This window comes from Rathayibacter sp. PhB127 (assembly GCF_003751665.1).
GTDB lineage: Bacteria > Actinomycetota > Actinomycetes > Actinomycetales > Microbacteriaceae > Rathayibacter > Rathayibacter festucae.
On record NZ_RKHW01000002.1, the window covers coordinates 138,511 to 154,610 of the forward strand.

Below are 16,100 nucleotides of genomic sequence, written 5' to 3' on the forward strand. Positions count from 1 at the left end.
GGCGGACGGTGCGCCGGGGCGGAGGGAGAGCCTCCGCTCTCCTCCGCCCCGCGCGGCAGAGCGGTGCGCTCGGGCCGAGCGCGTGGCCGTCACCGTACCGCGGCGCCCTCGAGCCGGTCCATCCGCACGCCGCCGAGCAGCTGCTCCGCCACGTGCTCCGCGTCGCGCGCGATCGCCTCGAACCGCCCGGAGCCCCAGGTGTTCAGCCACGGCAGCCCGAGGAAGTGCAGCCCGGGCACGGCGGTCGCGCCGCGCCGGTGGGTGGGGTGCCCGGCGCCGTCGAAGACGCCGATCTGCATCCAGGAGTAGTCGGAGCGGAAGCCGACCGCCCAGACGATGCTGGTGATCCCGGCGGCCGCCAGATCGAGCTCCTCGATCTCGCGCTCCGGCCGCCAGACCGGCGCGTACCGGGCCTCGGTCGGCGCCGAGACACCCGAGCGCTCGATGTAGGCGTCGATGTCGTTCTTGATCGACTCGGCCACCGAGTCCGCGTAGTCGAGCGACGCCTCCGCCGTCGGCGCGAAGCGGAGCGACCCGCCGTCGACCTGCTGCAGCCGGCCGTAGAGCGTCATCCCGTCCCGGGCGAACGCGCGGAGGTCGATGTCGCGGCCGCCGCCGCGCCCGGTGACGTAGTGGTTGGTCGACTCCCGCTTGGAGAGCCCGCCCACCTGCGCGTGCACCGGCACGTCGTAGACGCCCATGTCGGCGAGCCAGGCGACGCAGTCGCGACCGCGGTAGAACCGGGCGACCCGCGGAGCCGTCCCCAGCGCCAGGTGCACGTCGCGTCCCTCGAGGAAGAGGTCCTCCGCGATCTGCGCGCCGGACTGGCCGGAGCCGACCACGAGCACCCCGCCCTCGGGCAGCGCCGCGGCCGAGCGGTAGTCGGCCGAGTGCAGCTGCACGATCGCGTCCGGGATGCGGTGCGCGACCGCCGGCAGCACCGGCCGGTGGTAGCCGCCGGTGGCGACGACGACCTGATCGGCGGTGATCGTGCCGCGCGAGGTGACGATCTCGAACGCCCCGTCCGCGCTCTCGCGCATCCGGAGCACCTCGGTGTCCTCGGCGACGGGAGCGTCGAACGACTCCGCATAGCGCCGCACCCAGGCGTGCACCTCGGCGCGGGTCATGAAGCCGTCGGGGTCGTCGCCGTCGTAGGGGTAGCCCGGCAGCCGGCACTGCCAGTTCGGCGTGACGAGCGTGAAGTTGTCCCAGCGGCGGTCGATCCAGTCGTGCGCGATGGTGTCGCGCTCGATCACGAGGTGCTCGACGCCCTGGTCCGTGAGCAGGCGGCTGATCGACAGCCCGGCCTGGCCGGCGCCGATCACGGCGACCGGGAGATGCCGGCCGTTCTCGAGCGCGGTCATGCGCGCGCCCCCTGCGCGGACGCGGGGAGGGAGGCGGGAGGCAGTGGCGGATCCATCGCCAGCACCCGCACCCGCCCGCCGTCGAAGCGCGCGGCGGCCGCGAGGATCTCCGACTCCTGCTGCAGCGCGGAGGTGCAGGCGAAGCCGAACTTCGCGCGCACCCGCTCGCTCGCCAGCCGCAGAGCCTCGGTCGAGCGGCCGACGAAGTCCTCGATCGGGTAGCTCTCGCCCTCGGCGAGGTAGTCGTGCATCACCAGGCTCGGCGAGTAGCAGCGCTCCTCGACGCCGTCCGGCCAGCGGACGTGGAAGGTCATCTCAGGCATGGACCAGCCCTCCGCTCCAGACGCGGTCGATGTCGTAGGCGTCCGGCCGGCGGTCGCGGAGGTGGAACATCCCGCCGCGCATCGCCTCGAAGGTGCCGCGCACGTCGATGTCGGCGACCGCCATGCCCGAGCCGAGCAGCGTCGTCGCCAGGATGTTGCCGCCCGGATCGACGACCTTCGCGTTGCCCACGTAGCGGAGCGACCCGAAGGTGCCCGACTGGTTCGACGCCAGCCAGAACACCTGGTTGTCCAGGGCCCGCGCGATGTCGAACTGGTTGAAGCGGTAGGTCCAGCGGTCCTCCTGCAGGTTCTCCGCCGTCGCCGTCCGCGCGGCCGGCCAGGCCGAGAGCGAGGCGATGATCTCCGCCCCGTCCAGCGCCATCGAGCGTGCCGCCTCCGGGAAGGCCTTGTCGTAGCAAATCTGCAGCCCGACCCGGCCGACCGGCGTCTCGAAGACCGAGTAGCCGGGCCCGGGCGAGTACGACATGTGCTCGCCGAGCGGCTGGTGCACCTTGCGGTAGCTGCCGTAGATCTGCCCGCCGTCGAGCAGGGCGGCCGCGTTGTAGCGGGTCTCGCCGTCGGCGTCGAGCTCGCAGAAGCCGATCGCGACCAGCAGGTCGCCGGCGATCTCCTGCACCCGGCGCAGCTCCGGTCCGTCCAGCGCGATCGCCGGGGGCATCGAGCGCGTGGTCGTCTTGACCGTGTCGCCGTGGTTGCCGAGCGAGGAGAGGTAGCCGCCGATCGCGGCCTCGGGCAGGACGAGGAACTCGACCCGCTTCTCGCGGGCCTCCTCGGCCAGCGCGGCGATGAGCGCGTAGTTCTGATCGAGGTCGCGGGTGAAGTTCGCCGCGACCGATCCGACGACGGTCATGGCGCGCGCCTAGAGGTTGTAGGTCGAGTTGATGATGGCGCCCTTGCGGGCGTAGTGGATGACGGCGTCCTGGACGTCGAGCGGGTGGCAGGGAATGGTGCCCTCGATCAGGTCCTCCTCGCGCAGGCCGTGCAGCGCCATGCCGAAGCGGCAGACGAAGACGCGGTTGCCCTCGTCGATGAAGGTCTTCAGGGCGTCGTTGATGTTCTGCTCGCCCGGGAAGCCGGAGTCGCCGACCGTCGGGAAGCCGCGGGTGGCCATCGCGTTGATCGTGCCGGGGCCGTAGAAGTAGACGGCCGACTCGAAGCCCTTGCGAGCCGCGCGGGTCGCCTGCAGGATCGCGACGAAGCTGACCGAGGACTCGTGCGCGATGCCGTGCACGAGGGTGAAGTAGGACTGCCCGGGCTCGGCCTGGTAGTCGGGGAAGACCTTGGTGGAGCCGTAGAGGTTGCTGCCCTTGGGCAGCGAGGGGTGCGCGATCTCGGAGCGCGACTTCTCGATGTTGGCGCTGATCTGCTCCTCGATCGCGGCCTGGTCGTCGGTGCTGTGGTCGGCGGGAGTGGTCTGGTCGTCGGTCATGAGAACCTCCGGGGTTCGGTGAGGAGCGCGCCGGGCGGGGCGCGAGCGAGTGGTGCAGGGACAGGAGTGCCGGGTGGAACGGGCGGTGCTGTGATGCAGAGGCCGGCGTCGCTCGGGGCGGTGCGAGGACGAGCGGAGCGACGGGGCCGGGTCGGGAGCGTTCGTCCCGACTGCGTCCAGTCAAGGCCGCTCGTGTTTCGGAGTGGTTTCGGCCAGAAGAAGCCTGCGTGACGCCGGGCGGGTATCGGGCGGGCGCCGGGGCCGCCTCCGGATGTAACACGATCGCGTTCCCGATGTCATCGCTCCGAAACACCGCGTTGACCTAATGGAGGCTCACGACGTCGGACTCCGCCGTCGCGCACCGCTCGACTCGAGACTCCGAGGAGCACCATGACCGATCTGCAGACGCCCCGCCTCCGCACCGCCGATCCCGCACCAGTCTCCCCCTCCGACTCCGCCGACTCCTCCTGCGGCCCCGACGCCTGCGGCTCGGCCCCCGTCCGCCGCGCCGGCTCCTCCGCCCTGCGCACCCGCGTCGACATCGCCCTGCAGGGCATCCGCGTCGACGCCCCCGTGCACCGCGAGGCTGGCGCCGGTCCGAGCGACGACGGCCACGTGATGCTCGGCGGGCTCGGCGCCGCCATCCCGGTGAACCCGAAGAGCCCCTACGCCGTCACCAACGGCCGCCTCCTGCTCGACGGCGCCGACATCGGCCTCGACGTGGAGCCGGTGAAGCGCCCGCGCTTCTACGACCTCAGCACCGCCGACGGCGTCTCCTACGAGAAGATCGCCCGCCTGCACGGCCGGAACATCCTCGCCACCACCGTCGTGCAGACCTGCATGCGCTACGACGAGGCCGAGCGCTGCCGCTTCTGCGCGATCGAGGCCTCGCTCGCCAACGACTCCACCATCGCGGTGAAGACCCCCGCGCAGCTCGCCGAGGTCGCCGAGGCGGCCGCCCGGCTCGACGGCATCCGCCAGATGGTGATGACCACCGGCACCTCCAAGGGCCGCGACCGCGGGGCACGGCACCTCGCCCGCTGCGTCCGCGCGGTGCTGCAGGCCGTCCCCGGGCTGCCGATCCAGGTGCAGTGCGAGCCGCCGGAGGACCTCGCCGCCCTGCAGGAGCTCAAGGACGCCGGCGCCCTCTCCATCGGCATCCACATCGAGTCGATGGACGACGACATCCGCCGCCGCTGGACCCCCGGCAAGGCGCGCGTCTCGACGGCGAAGTACTGGGAGGCCTGGGACGAGGCGGTGCGGATCTTCGGCCGCAACCAGGTCTCGACGTACCTCCTCGTCGGCCTCGGCGAGGACCCGGACGAGCTGGTCGCCAGCGCCGGCGAGCTGATCGAGCGCGGGATCTACCCGTTCGTGGTGCCGTTCCGGCCGCTCAAGGGCACGCTCGCGACGGAGGTGGACCACGTCCTGCCGCCGGCCGGCTCACTGCTGGAGAAGGTCAGCGAGCAGGTCGCCGCGCTGCTGATCGCCGCCGGGATGCTCTCCTCCGGGCAGAAGGCGGGCTGCGCGGCCTGCGGTGCCTGCGGCGTGCTGAAGACCGCCGGCGCCTGATGGAGCTCTCGATCCTCGAGGGGGTCCGCGCGGTCGCGCCGGCCGCCCGCGAGGCCTTCGTGGTCGTCGTCGCGGACCCGGCCGAGGTGGCCGCCTACCGCGCGATGCGCCGCGAGGTCTTCGTCGGCGAGCAGGGCCTCTTCGACGCCGACGACCGCGACGCGCTCGACGAGGATCCGCGCACCGTCGTGCTGGTCGCCCGCTCGTCCGACGGCGTGCTCGGCGGCGTGCGGATCGCGCCCGCTCTCGAGCAGGACCTCGGCTGGTGGACCGGCAGCCGCCTCGTCGTCCGCCGCAGCGCCCGCGGCGGGGCCGGGATCGGCGCCGCGCTGGTGCGCGCCGCCTGCGCCGAGGCCGAGGCGCGCGGCGTGATCCGCTTCGAGGCGACGGTCCAGATGCAGAACGAGGTGCTCTTCAGCCGGCTCGGCTGGGACCGGCTCGGCGCCGTCGAGGTCGCGGGTGCGCCCCACGTGCGGATGCGCTGGCCGATCGACCGGTTCGACCGCCTCGCCCGCGGCGCGAAGGCCGCGCTCGGTCCGCTGCTCGACGCCTTCGCCGGGCAGCTCGGCGGCCCGGGCTTCCGCGGCGACGACGGCGCACCCGTCCCCGGCTCCGACCTCGTCGCCGTCTGCGACGCGATCGTCCCCTCGATGGTCGAGCGCGACCCGGAGTGGGCGGGCTGGTGCTCGGTGCTCGTCAACATCAACGACCTCACGGCGATGGGCGCGGATCCGGTCGGCCTGCTCGACGCGGTCGGCGCGCGCGACGCCTCCTTCGCCGCCCGCATCCTCCGCGGACTGCGCGCCGGCGCCGAAGCGTGGGGCGTCCCGCTGCTCGGCGGGCACACCCAGCTCGGCGTCCCGGCCGCACTCTCCGTCACCGGCCTCGGCCGCACCGCGCGCCCGGTCCCCGGCAGCGCCCCGGTCGGCCACGAGCTGAGCCTGACCGCCGACCTCGCCGGCGGCTGGCGCCCGGGCTACGCGGGACTGCAGTGGGACTCGACCTCGGGCCGCTCACCGGAGGTGCTGCGGGCGCTCGCGGCGAGTGTCGGCGCCGGCGCGCCCGACGGCGCGAAGGACGTCAGCATGGCCGGCCTGGTCGGCACCGTCGGCATGCTCGCCGAGGCGTCCGGCGCGGGCGCCGAGCTCGAGGTCGCCGCGATCCCCCGCCCCGCCGCCGCGGGCCTCGCCGACTGGCTCTCCTGCTTCCCCGGCTTCGCGATGCTCACCGTCGACCGCCCCGACGCCTCCCGCATGGGCACGCCGCACACGACGACCGCCGCCATCGGTCGCGTCGTCCCCGGCGAGGGCGTCACCCTCCGCTGGCCCGACGGCGAGATCACCCCCGCGATCACCTCCGCCGTCACCCGCCTCGGCCCCGCCTGACCACCGCGGTCAGCGCACAACATCAGCTGAGAGTGGTCGGCCTCGGCTGACAGAGGAGGCCCACCCTTCTCAGCTGATGTTCTGCGGCGGTATCCGTTTGAGCCGCCACAGCGCGGGTACCGGAGGAGGGCATCAGCGTCCGCGACCCCTGCGGACGCCTCCGACCGAGAGGTGACCGTGACCATCGACACCGCGACCCCCGCCGCCGGCACGACCGGCGCCAACGCCGATCTCGCCGCCGACGCCGTCTCCCGCGCCCGCGCCGCCTTCCCCGCCTGGGCCGCCACCGCGCCCGCCGAGCGCGGCGCCCTGCTGCGCGCCGCCGCCCACCGCGTGGCCGCCCGCGAGCAGGAGCTCGCCGACCTCAACACCGAGGAGACCGGCAAGCCCGCCGGCGACGCCCTCGGCGGCGTCCGCGCCGGCGTCGACACCCTGCTGCAGAACGCCGAGCTCGGCCCCCTGCACCGCGGCAAGAGCCTGCGCGGCGGCGCCCTCAACGTCGACCTCGCCCTGCCGCACCCGCGCGGCGTGGTCCTCGCGCTCACCCCCTGGAACGACCCGGTCGCCGTCGCCGCCGGCATGCTCGGCGCCGCGATCGTCTCCGGCGACGTCGTCGTGCACAAGCCCAGCGAGCGCAGCCCCGGCACCGGCGCGCTCTTCACCCGGCTGCTCGCCGAGGCCCTGCCCGAGGGCGTGCTGACCCTCGTCGAGGGCGACGGCGCCGTGGGCGACGCCCTGGCCCGCACCGACGGCGTCGACGTCCTCGCGCACGTCGGCTCGACCGCCACCGGCCGCGCCCTGGCCCGGATCGCCGCCGTCACCGGCGCGCACACCATCCTCGAGAACGGCGGCAACGACGCGCTCGTCGTCGACCGCGACGTCGACCCGGTCTGGGCCGCCGAGCAGGCCGCCCTCGGCGCCTTCGCCAACGCGGGCCAGATCTGCACCTCCGTCGAGCGGATCTACGTGCACCGCGATGTCGCCGAGGCCTTCACCGCCGCGCTGGTCGTCGAGGCCGAGCGCTGGCGCGACGGCCCGCTCCCCCGCCTGGTCGACGCGCGGATGCGCGACGCCGTGCACGAGCACGTCACCTCCGCCGTCCGCGACGGCGCCCGCGTCCTCACCGGCGGCGAGCCCGGCGACGGCACCTTCTACCCCGCCACCGTCCTCGCCGACTGCACCGACGAGATGCTGGTGATGACCGAGGAGACCTTCGGCCCCGTCGCCCCCGTCCTCGTCGTCGACGACTTCGACGAGGCGCTCACCCGCGCCGCCGCCGGTCCCTACGGCCTCGCCGCCACCGTCCTCACCGCCGACATGGAGCACGCGCACCGCGCCGCGGCGACCCTCCCGGTCGGCACCGTCAAGATCAACGGCGTCTTCGGTGGCGCCCCCGGCGGCAGCGCTCAGCCGCGCGGCACCAGCGGCTCGGGCTTCGGCTACGGCCCGGAGCTGCTCGACGAGATGACCACCACCACGGTCGTGCACTTCGGCCTCCCCGTCCTCCCCGGCGCCGGGCGATGAGCCTCGAGGGCTCCGCGCTCCAGCGGGCGAGCGCGCTGGTCGCGCACGTGCGCGAGCGGCCGCCGGTCGTCGCCGTGGTCGGCGACCTCATCCTCGACTCGTGGTGGCTCGGCGAGGCCGAGCGGGTGACCCGCGAGGCGCCCGCCCCGGTGCTGCGCCTCGAGGACGTCGTCGACGTCGCCGGGGGCGCGGCCAACACCGCGGCGAACCTCTGCGCGCTCGGCGCCGTGGTCCGCACGGTCGGAGTCGCCGGCCGCGACCCCGAGGGCGACCGCCTCCTCGCCGCGCTCGAGCGCGCGGGCCTGGACACCGGTGCGATCGTCCGGAGCGACGCCGCGACCACGATCAAGACCCGCGTCGTCGGCGGCGACAGCGTGATGCTGCGCGTCGACTCCGGCCCGCACCGCCCGTCCGACCTCGAGCTCGCCGAGCTCGCCGAGGCCGCCGTGCGCGCGGCCGACGGCGCCGACGCCGTGCTGGTCTGCGACTACGGCTCCGGGATCCTCCGCGACGCCGTCGAGCGTGTGCTCGCCGTGCAGCGCCCCGGCCTCCTCGTGATCGACGCGCACGAGCTCGCCGACTGGGCCTTCGCGGCGCCCGACCTGGTCACCCCGAACGCGAAGGAGGCGGAGCGACTCCTCGGCACCCCGCTCGGCCGCGGCACCGAGCGCGCCGCCGCCGTCCGCGCCGCGGCCCAGAGGCTCCGCGAGCGCTCCGGCGCCCGCCACGTCGTGGTCACCCTCGACCGCGACGGCTCGACCGCCCTCGACGCCGACGGAACCGTCAGCCGCACCTTCGCCCAGCCGGCCGAGGAGAAGCAGGCCTCGGGCGCCGGCGACACCTTCGCCGCCACCGCGACCCTCGCCCTCGCCGCCGGCCGCTCGCTGGCGACCGCCGTCGACCTGGCGCAGGCCGCCGCGGACGTCGTCGTGCAGCGCCCCGGCACGTCCGTCTGCACCGCGGACGACCTGCTCGCCTCGCTCGCCGCGCCCGGCGCGGTCGTGCTCGGCGAGGACGGACTGGTCGAGGTGCTCGCCGAGGAGGCCCGCCGCGGTCGCCGCATCGTCTTCACCAACGGCTGCTTCGACGTCCTGCACCGCGGCCACACCGCCTACCTCCGCCAGGCGCGCGAGCTCGGCGACGTGCTGGTCGTCGCCGTGAACGACGACGACTCCGTCCGCCGGCTGAAGGGCGAGGGCCGCCCGATCAACCCCGAGGGCGACCGCGCGGGCGTCATCGCCGAGTTGGGCTGCGTCGACTACGTGACGCTCTTCAGCGGTGACACCCCGATCCCGCTGCTCGAGCGCGTGCAGCCCGACGTCTACGTGAAGGGCGGCGACTACGCCCCCGACATGCTCGCGGAGGCGGTGGTCGTCCGCTCCTACGGCGGGACCGTCACCACCGTGGGCTACGTCTCCGAGCACTCGACGACCGAGATGGTCCAGCGCATCCGCTCGTCGTCGGCGCCGTGAGCAGCCGGCGCTGGTCCGGGCTCTGGGGGCGCGACCTGCACCCGGAGTCCCCGGCCGTCGACGTCCTGATCCCGACGGCCGGCCGCTCGGCCGAGCTGGCGGCGACCCTCGCGGGCCTCGCGGCGCAGGACGACCCGCCGTTCCGCGTGATCGTCAGCGACCAGTCGGACGCCGCGGTGACGGAGACGGACCCGACCGTCGTCTCGATGCTGCGGATCCTCGCCGCGCAGGGCCGCGCTCCGCTGGTGCGCCGGCACCTCCCCCGCCGCGGCCTCGCGGAGCAGCGGCACTACCTTCTCTCGCTCGCGACCGCCCCCGCGGTCCTCTACCTCGACGACGACGTCTGGCTCGAGCCGGGCACCCTGGCGCGGCTGCACGAGGCGCTCGCGCGCCTCGGCTGCGGCTTCGTCGGCTCGGCCGTGCAGGGGCTGTCCTACCTCGGCGACGAGCGGCCGCACGAGCAGACCGCCTTCGAGCCCTGGGACGACGGCGTGCAGCCCGAGCGGATCCGGCGCGGGACGCCGGAGTTCGAGCGCTGGCCGCTGCACAACGCCGCGAACCTCACCCACGTCGCCGCCCGCCTCGACGTGCCGGAGGGCGCCTGGCGCGCCTACCGCGTCGCCTGGCTCGGCGCGTGCGTGCTCTACCGTCGCGAGGCGCTCGTCGCCTGCGGCGGCTTCGACTTCTGGGAGCAGCTGCCCCCGGAGCACAGCGGCGAGGACGTCGCCGCGCAGTGGCGCGTCATGGAGCGCTTCGGTGGCGCGGGGCTCGTCCCCAGCGGCGCCGTGCACCTCGAGACGCCCACGACGGTCACCGACCGGCGCGTGGACGCCTTCGACCGGCTCTTCACCGAAGAGCACCAGCACTGACCGAACGACGAAAGGACAGCACGATGGATGCACCCAACCCGATCCAGGTCCAGAAGTACCTCGCCGGGATCGACTACCCGGCCTCGAAGGACACGATCGTCGAGACCGCCGAGAAGGAGGGCGCCGACAGCGACGTCCTCGACGCGCTCCGCGCCATCCCCGAGGGCGATTACGACAAGCCCACCGACGTGAGCTCCGCCGTCTCGAACGTCTGACCCCCTCCGCGAGATGCCACTTGTGAGCACGACACGCCGTGTCGCCCGCTCACAAGTGGCATCTCGCACGTGCAGGTCGCACCTGCGGTGCGGCTGCCCCTTCATGCTGGTCGAGTAGCCCCGCAGGGGCGTATCGAGACCCACCGTCCTCAGCACGACGGTCTGCAGACCGGTCTCCTGACGCAGGTGGATCTCGATACGCCCGCTGCGCGGGCTACTCGATCAGCATGAGGGCCCCCAGTCGGACGAGCGGCCCTCGCGGAAGAGGCCCGCCCCTTCATGCTGGTCGAGCAGCGGTCCGCAGGACGGCGTATCGAGACCCCGCCCCGCCGGCGCCTAGGCCGAGACGGCCTCCCGCTCCTTCAGCACCCCCGACTCCAGCGCCGCGAACGAGAGCACCTTGTAGCCCTCGGACTCGAAGAAGATCGTCGCGCGGTCGTCCTCGACGCTCATGACGGTCCCCGCACCCCACTCGCGGTGCTCGACGGCCTCGTCGACGCTCAGCGGTGCCTCGGAGGGAGCAGCGGACGCCGCTTCGTCGGCCGCCTCCTGGCGCGCCTCGTGCCGCTCGCAGCCGTCGCAGTTGCCGCACCACTCCGGCCCCTCGACGCCGAAGTAGTCGAGCAGCACGCGCCGCCGGCACTGCGAGGTCTCCGCATAGGCCCGCATCATCGACAGCCGCGACTCCGCGATGCGCTCGCGGGAGGAGAGCTCCTCCTTCACCGCGCGGACGGCGTCGTCGCCGCTCGCGTCGCTCACGGCCCGCAGGCCGCCCTCGGTCTCGAGCAGGTCGGCCTCGGCGAGATCGTTCACCAGCCGCGCGACGGTGCGCGGCGACTTGCCCAGCGCCGCCGCCAGCTCGTCGACCTGCACGCCCGGCTTGTCCGACACGGCCGCCCACACCACGCGCAGCGCGGCCGGCTCGACCCGGCGCTTGGCGAAGAAGCGGCGCAGCCCGAGGTCCTCGAGCCGGTAGTGCAGCGCACCGGTCGCGGGCTCGCCGTCTCGCCCCGAGCGTCCGATCTCCTGGTAGTAGGCGTCCAGCGACTCTGTCGTCGTCGCGTGCAGCACGTAGCGCACGTCGGCGCGGTCGATCCCCATCCCGAAGGCGGAGGTGGCGATCACCACGTCGAGCTCGCCGTCGCGCCAGCGCTCGTGCACCTCGCGCCGCTCGCTCGTCTTGAGCCCGGCGTGATAGGCCGCGACGCTCCGGCCCGAGGCAGCGATCTCCGCCGCATAGGTCTCGGTCTCCTTGCGCGTGGCGACGTAGACGAGCCCCGGCGCCGTCCAGCTGCGCGCCTCCTCGACGACGGCCGCGCGCTTCTCGTTCTCGCTCTCGTGGCGGTGCACCACGAGACGGATCTCGGGGCGGTCGACGCCGTGCACCTGCACCTCGGGGTCGGTCATGCCGAGCCGGTCGATGATCTCCTCGCGCACGGGCCGAGAGGCGGTGGCCGTCATCGCGAGCACCGGCGGATCGCCCAGTGCGCTGCGGACGTCCTTCAGCCGCAGGTAGTCCGGGCGGAAGTCGTGGCCCCAGGAGGAGACGCAGTGCGCCTCGTCGACGACCAGGAGCGAGACGCCGGCCGCGGCGAGCCGGGCGACGTTCTCCTCCTTGGCCAGCTGCTCCGGAGCGAGCAGCACGTACAGCGGGCCGCCCTCGTCGATGCGCTCCCAGGCCCGCGCGACGGCGGCGGCGCCCTGCGCGGAGTTGATGGCGACGGCGGGCGGCGCGGCCGGCGCGGCCTCGATCGAGGCGAGCTGGTCGGCCTGCAGCGCGACGAGCGGCGAGACGACGAGCACGACGCCCCCGCGCTCGGCGCCGGCGATCTGATACACGGCGGACTTGCCGCCGCCCGTGGCGAGCACGAGCAGCGTGTCCCGGCCCGCGGCGGCCGACTCGATGGCCTCGCGCTGCCCCGGCAGCAGCGACGTCCAGCCGAAGTCCTCGCGCGCGATGCGGTCGATGGTGCCGCGCGTGCTCTTCGCCGCCGCGGTCTTCTTCGCGGGAGCGGCCTTCGCGCCGGTCGTCTTCGCAGCGCTCGCCTTCACGCCGGACGTCTTCGCAGCGCTCTTCGTCGCGGTGGCCTTCTTCGCGGTGGTCTTCTTCGCCGGAGCGACCTTCGCGGTGGCCTTCTTCGCAGTGGCCTTCTTCGCAGCGCTTTTCTCCGCCGCGGCGGTCGTCGCTGCGGTCTTCTTCGCGCGGCTCTTCTCGGCGGCGGCGGTCTTCGTGGCAGTGCTCTTCGTCGTGGCGGTGGTATCGGAACGGCGGGTCGTGCGGGACGAGCTCATGCTTCGACGCTACGACTCCGTCCTCTTCGAGCGTCTCCACTTGACAGCTCCAGGGAGCACGGTGAAGCCAGCGCCCCGCCCCGTGCCGGTCGCAGAGCGCCGGAGCGCCGGAGCGCCACCATGCTGGTCCAGTAGCGCCGCAGGGGCGTATCGAGACCGGCCGCTCCCCGACGGTGTCAAGACCCTGACGCCCGCCGCCGCCCGCATGCTCCGATGGACACTCCGACGAGAGGAGCCCCCGTGCCCGAGAACGTGAACGAGGACCTGCCCGAGCAGGAGTCCGACCTGACCCCGAACACCGGCGGCGCCCAGACCGTGCTGCCCGGCGAGGACGCGTCCGACGCGAGCGCCGCGGGCGCCGCATCCGGCGGAACCGCGATCGACCGCGGCGTCTCCGACACCGTCACCGACGCCGACAGCGGAGGCGACACCGTCTCGGGCGACGCCGGCCTCCCCGACGACGACGCCACCGACGCCCCCGTCACCACGGACTGACCCCCTCCGCGAGATGCCACTTGCGTACGCGACACGCCGTGGAAAGCGTGCACAAGTGGCATCTCGCGACGAGGGTCAGGCCCGGGTCACCACCGGGCTGAAGAGCGTGCCGATGCCCTCGATGTCGATCGCGACCGTGTCGCCGTTGGCGATCGGCCCGACACCGGCGGGCGTCCCGGTCAGGATGATGTCGCCCGGCAGCAGCGTGAACACCCGCGAGACGTAGGCGATGATCTCGGGCACCCCGTGGATCATGTCGCCCGTGTTGCCGGACTGCAGCCGCCGTCCGTTCACCCGCGTCTCGAGCGCGCTCTCGTTCCAGACGAACTCGGTCTCGATGACCGGCCCGATCGGGCAGAACGTGTCGTAGCCCTTCGCCCGGGCCCACTGCCCGTCCGACTTCTGCAGGTCGCGCGCCGTGACGTCGTTCGCGATCGTGTAGCCGAAGACGACGTCCTCGTAGTCCTCCGCCCGGACGTTCCGCGCGATCGCACCGATCACGACCGCGAGCTCGCCCTCGAACTCCACCTGCTGGCTGTCCTCGGGCAGCACGATCGGCTCGTCCGGCCCGATCACCGAGGTGTTCGGCTTCAGGAACATCAGCGGCTCGGCCGGAGCGTCGCCGCCCATCTCGGCCGCGTGGTCGGAGTAGTTCTTGCCGATTCCGATCACCTTCGAGCGCGGGATCACCGGCGCGAGCAGCTTCGCCTCGGCGAGCGGGATCCGCTCCCCCGTGGTCTCGAAGCCCGCGAACATCGGGTCGCCGGCGAGCACGACCAGGTCGTCCTCGTCCAGGATCCCGAAGTGGATCGCGCCCCCGTTGTCTCCGGAGCGCTGCGTGGCGAATCGTGCGATCTTCATGCGTCCAACCTCGTCATCCAGCCGTGCGTGTCCTCGCGACGTCCGTACTGGATGTCGGTCAGCTCCTCGCGCAGCGACATCGTCAGCGCGCCGGCCGGCGCGCCCTCGTGGCCCACCGAGAAGCCGTCGCCCTTGAGCTCGGCGATCGGAGTGATGACCGCCGCGGTCCCGCAGGCGAACACCTCCACCACATCGCCGGACTCGACCCCGTCGCGCCACTCGTCGATCGACACCTGGCGGCGCTCCACGCGGTGACCGCGGTCCTCGGCGAGCTGCAGCACGCTGTCGCGGGTGATCCCCTCGAGGATCGAGTCCGACTCCGGCGTGACGAGCGTGCCGTCCTTCTTCACCAGCACCACGTTCATGCCGCCGAGCTCCTCGATCCAGCGCGACTCCTGCGAGTCGAGGAAGAGCACCTGCGCGCAGCCGTGCTGGTACGCCTCCTGCTGCGGCAGCAGCGACGAGGCGTAGTTGCCGCCGGTCTTCGCCGCACCGGTGCCGCCCTTGCCCGCGCGGGCGAAGGACGTCGACAGCCAGATCGACACCGGGGCCACGCCGCCGGAGAAGTAGGCGCCGGCCGGGCTCGCGATCACGTAGTAGCCGACCTCCTCGGCCGCGCGCACGCCGAGGAACGCCTCCTTGGCGAACATGAACGGCCGCAGGTACAGGCTCGTCTCCGGCTCGGACGGCACCCAGGCGCCGTCGGCCGCGATCAGCTGCCGGAGCGACTCGACGAACAGCTCGGTCGGCAGCTCGGGCAGCGCGAGCCGGCGGGCGGAGCGCTGCAGCCGGCCGGCGTTCGCCTCGGGGCGGAAGGTCCAGATCGAGCCGTCCGCGTGGCGGTAGGCCTTCATCCCCTCGAAGATCTCCTGCGCGTAGTGCAGCACGGCCGCGGCCGGGTCGAGCTGGATCGGGCCGTAGGGCTCGACGCGCGCCTGGTCCCAGCCGCCGGCGCGCGACCAGCGGATGTCGACCATGTGGTCGGTGAAGTGGACCCCGAAGCCGGGGTTCGCGAGGATGCGGGCGCGCTCCTCGTCGGAGCGGGGCGCGGGGTTGGCGGTCACCTCGAAGGCGAGGTCCTGCGCGGAGAGGGTGTCGGTCATGAGGGGTTCTTCCTGGAGTGGCGTGGGGCCCGGGGGCGGGGGCCGGAGAGGAGGGTCAGCGGAGCCGCGAGACGACGGAGTCGCCGATCGCGGCCGTGGAGCGCGGAGTGCCGTCGCGCGACTCGATGTCGGCGGTCACGGCCGCCGTCACGCGGGCGGCCTCGTCGCCGCGACCCAGGTGGTCGAGCAGCAGCGCCACCGACAGGATCGCGGCGGTCGGATCGGCGAGCTGCTTCCCGGCGATGTCGGGCGCGGATCCGTGGACCGGCTCGAACATGCTGGGGAACGCGCCGTCGGGGTTGATGTTGCCCGAGGCCGCGAGTCCGATGCCGCCGCTGATCGCGCCGGCCAGATCGGTCAGGATGTCGCCGAACAGGTTGTCGGTGACGATGACGTCGAACCTAGCAGGATCGGTCACCAGGAAGATCGTCGCCGCGTCCACGTGGAGGTAGTCGACGGCCACGTCCTCGTAGGTGGCCCCTACCTCGTCCACGAGCCGCTTCCAGAGCGAGCCCGCGAAGACCAGGACGTTCGTCTTGTGCACCAGCGTCAGCTTCGAGCGGCGCTTGCGGGCCAGCTCGAAGGCGTGGCGGACGACGCGCTCGACGCCGTAGGCCGTGTTCACCGAGACCTCGTTCGCGATCTCGTGCGGCGTCCCCTGGCGGATCGACCCGCCGTTGCCGACGTACGGGCCCTCGGTGCCCTCGCGGACGACGACGAACTCGACCTCGCCGGGCGCCGACAGCGGCGACGGCACGCCCGCGTAGAGGCGGGTCGGGCGGAGGTTGACGTAGTGGTCGAGCGCGAAGCGCAGGCGCAGCAGCAGCCCGCGCTCGATGTTCGCGTCCTTGAGGCGCGGGTCGCCGGGCACGCCGCCGACGGCGCCGAGCAGGATCGCGTCGTGCGCGGAGATCGAGGCGAGGTCCTCGTCGGTCAGGACGTCGCCGGTCTCCAGGAAGCGGCCGGCGCCGAGCGAGAACGGCGTCTTCTCGATCACCAGGTCGGAGTCGGCGGTGACGGCGTCGAGGACCTTCACGGCCTCGGCGATCACCTCCGGTCCGATCCCGTCTCCGGGGATGACGGCGAGCTTCACGGTGCGGGTCATGGCGGTCCTCAGACGTGCGGGGGGCACGGGCCGGAGTGCTGCGCGTCCAGAGCACTGGGCGTGCGGAGCG

At 73.5% G+C, this 16,100-nt stretch carries 15 protein-coding genes; 7 read left to right on the forward strand and 8 right to left on the reverse strand.

Annotated elements, in window-relative coordinates:
• Positions 1-89: 89 nt before the first annotated feature.
• Genes EDF22_RS11190 through EDF22_RS11205 form a run of 4 tightly spaced genes read right to left on the reverse strand, consistent with a single transcriptional unit; the run spans position 90 to position 3,137 of the window.
• Complete coding sequence (locus EDF22_RS11190) at positions 90-1,364, reverse strand: MSMEG_0569 family flavin-dependent oxidoreductase (protein WP_123705039.1); 1,275 nt, start codon at positions 1,362-1,364, stop codon at positions 90-92.
• Entirely contained in the window at positions 1,361-1,687 is a 327-nt protein-coding gene (locus tag EDF22_RS11195) for an MSMEG_0570 family nitrogen starvation response protein (protein ID WP_123705040.1), read from the reverse strand. Before EDF22_RS11195 ends, EDF22_RS11190 begins: the two co-directional genes overlap by 4 nt.
• Positions 1,680-2,558, reverse strand: a complete 879-nt coding sequence (locus EDF22_RS11200; RefSeq protein WP_123447958.1) for a carbon-nitrogen hydrolase family protein — start codon at positions 2,556-2,558, stop codon at positions 1,680-1,682. Before EDF22_RS11200 ends, EDF22_RS11195 begins: the two co-directional genes overlap by 8 nt.
• A 9-nt stretch (positions 2,559-2,567) precedes the next feature.
• Positions 2,568-3,137, reverse strand: coding sequence for an MSMEG_0572/Sll0783 family nitrogen starvation response protein (locus EDF22_RS11205; protein WP_123705041.1), 570 nt, complete (start codon positions 3,135-3,137; stop codon positions 2,568-2,570).
• 390 nt (positions 3,138-3,527) lie between these two features.
• Here EDF22_RS11205 and EDF22_RS11210 point away from each other — a divergent pair, with 390 nt between their 5' ends.
• The 6 genes from EDF22_RS11210 (at position 3,528) to EDF22_RS11235 (ending at position 10,174) form a co-directional block, all read left to right on the forward strand.
• Positions 3,528-4,709 carry an MSMEG_0568 family radical SAM protein gene (locus EDF22_RS11210; RefSeq protein ID WP_123705042.1) on the forward strand — a complete coding sequence of 394 codons (1,182 nt, stop codon included), beginning with the start codon at positions 3,528-3,530 and terminating at the stop codon, positions 4,707-4,709.
• Positions 4,709-6,094, forward strand: coding sequence for an MSMEG_0567/sll0787 family protein (locus EDF22_RS11215; protein WP_123705043.1), 1,386 nt, complete (start codon positions 4,709-4,711; stop codon positions 6,092-6,094). Before EDF22_RS11210 ends, EDF22_RS11215 begins: the two co-directional genes overlap by 1 nt.
• Positions 6,095-6,271: 177 nt before the next feature.
• Positions 6,272-7,618 (forward strand): aldehyde dehydrogenase, encoded by a 1,347-nt coding sequence (locus EDF22_RS11220; RefSeq protein ID WP_397460156.1) that lies wholly within the window; start codon positions 6,272-6,274, stop codon positions 7,616-7,618.
• Complete coding sequence (gene rfaE2 / locus EDF22_RS11225; protein WP_123705045.1) at positions 7,615-9,090, forward strand: D-glycero-beta-D-manno-heptose 1-phosphate adenylyltransferase; 1,476 nt, start codon at positions 7,615-7,617, stop codon at positions 9,088-9,090. Before EDF22_RS11220 ends, rfaE2 begins: the two co-directional genes overlap by 4 nt.
• Entirely contained in the window at positions 9,087-9,959 is an 873-nt protein-coding gene (locus tag EDF22_RS11230) for a glycosyltransferase family 2 protein (RefSeq protein WP_221180917.1), read from the forward strand. The genes rfaE2 and EDF22_RS11230 overlap by 4 nt, the downstream gene beginning before the upstream one ends.
• Positions 9,960-9,982: 23 nt before the next feature.
• Positions 9,983-10,174, forward strand: coding sequence for a DUF2795 domain-containing protein (locus EDF22_RS11235; RefSeq protein WP_123705046.1), 192 nt, complete (start codon positions 9,983-9,985; stop codon positions 10,172-10,174).
• Between the two features lie 336 nt (positions 10,175-10,510).
• Here the strand turns inward: EDF22_RS11235 and EDF22_RS11240 are convergent, their stop codons facing one another.
• Entirely contained in the window at positions 10,511-12,466 is a 1,956-nt protein-coding gene (locus EDF22_RS11240) for a RecQ family ATP-dependent DNA helicase (protein ID WP_123705047.1), read from the reverse strand.
• Positions 12,467-12,706: 240 nt separating this feature from the next.
• Here EDF22_RS11240 and EDF22_RS11245 point away from each other — a divergent pair, with 240 nt between their 5' ends.
• Positions 12,707-12,961: a hypothetical protein gene (locus EDF22_RS11245; protein ID WP_123705048.1), complete on the forward strand. Its 255-nt coding sequence runs from the start codon at positions 12,707-12,709 to the stop codon at positions 12,959-12,961.
• 75 nt (positions 12,962-13,036) lie between these two features.
• On the opposite strand, the gene EDF22_RS11250 is transcribed toward EDF22_RS11245, so the two are convergent.
• The 3 genes from EDF22_RS11250 to EDF22_RS11260 are packed head-to-tail and all read right to left on the reverse strand — an operon-like array spanning position 13,037 to position 16,030.
• Complete coding sequence (locus EDF22_RS11250) at positions 13,037-13,822, reverse strand: fumarylacetoacetate hydrolase family protein (protein WP_123705049.1); 786 nt, start codon at positions 13,820-13,822, stop codon at positions 13,037-13,039.
• Positions 13,819-14,925, reverse strand: coding sequence for a branched-chain amino acid aminotransferase (locus tag EDF22_RS11255; protein WP_123705050.1), 1,107 nt, complete (start codon positions 14,923-14,925; stop codon positions 13,819-13,821). Before EDF22_RS11255 ends, EDF22_RS11250 begins: the two co-directional genes overlap by 4 nt.
• A gap of 55 nt (positions 14,926-14,980) precedes the next feature.
• Entirely contained in the window at positions 14,981-16,030 is a 1,050-nt protein-coding gene (locus tag EDF22_RS11260) for a 3-isopropylmalate dehydrogenase (RefSeq protein WP_123705051.1), read from the reverse strand.
• Between the last annotated feature and the right edge of the window lie 70 nt (positions 16,031-16,100).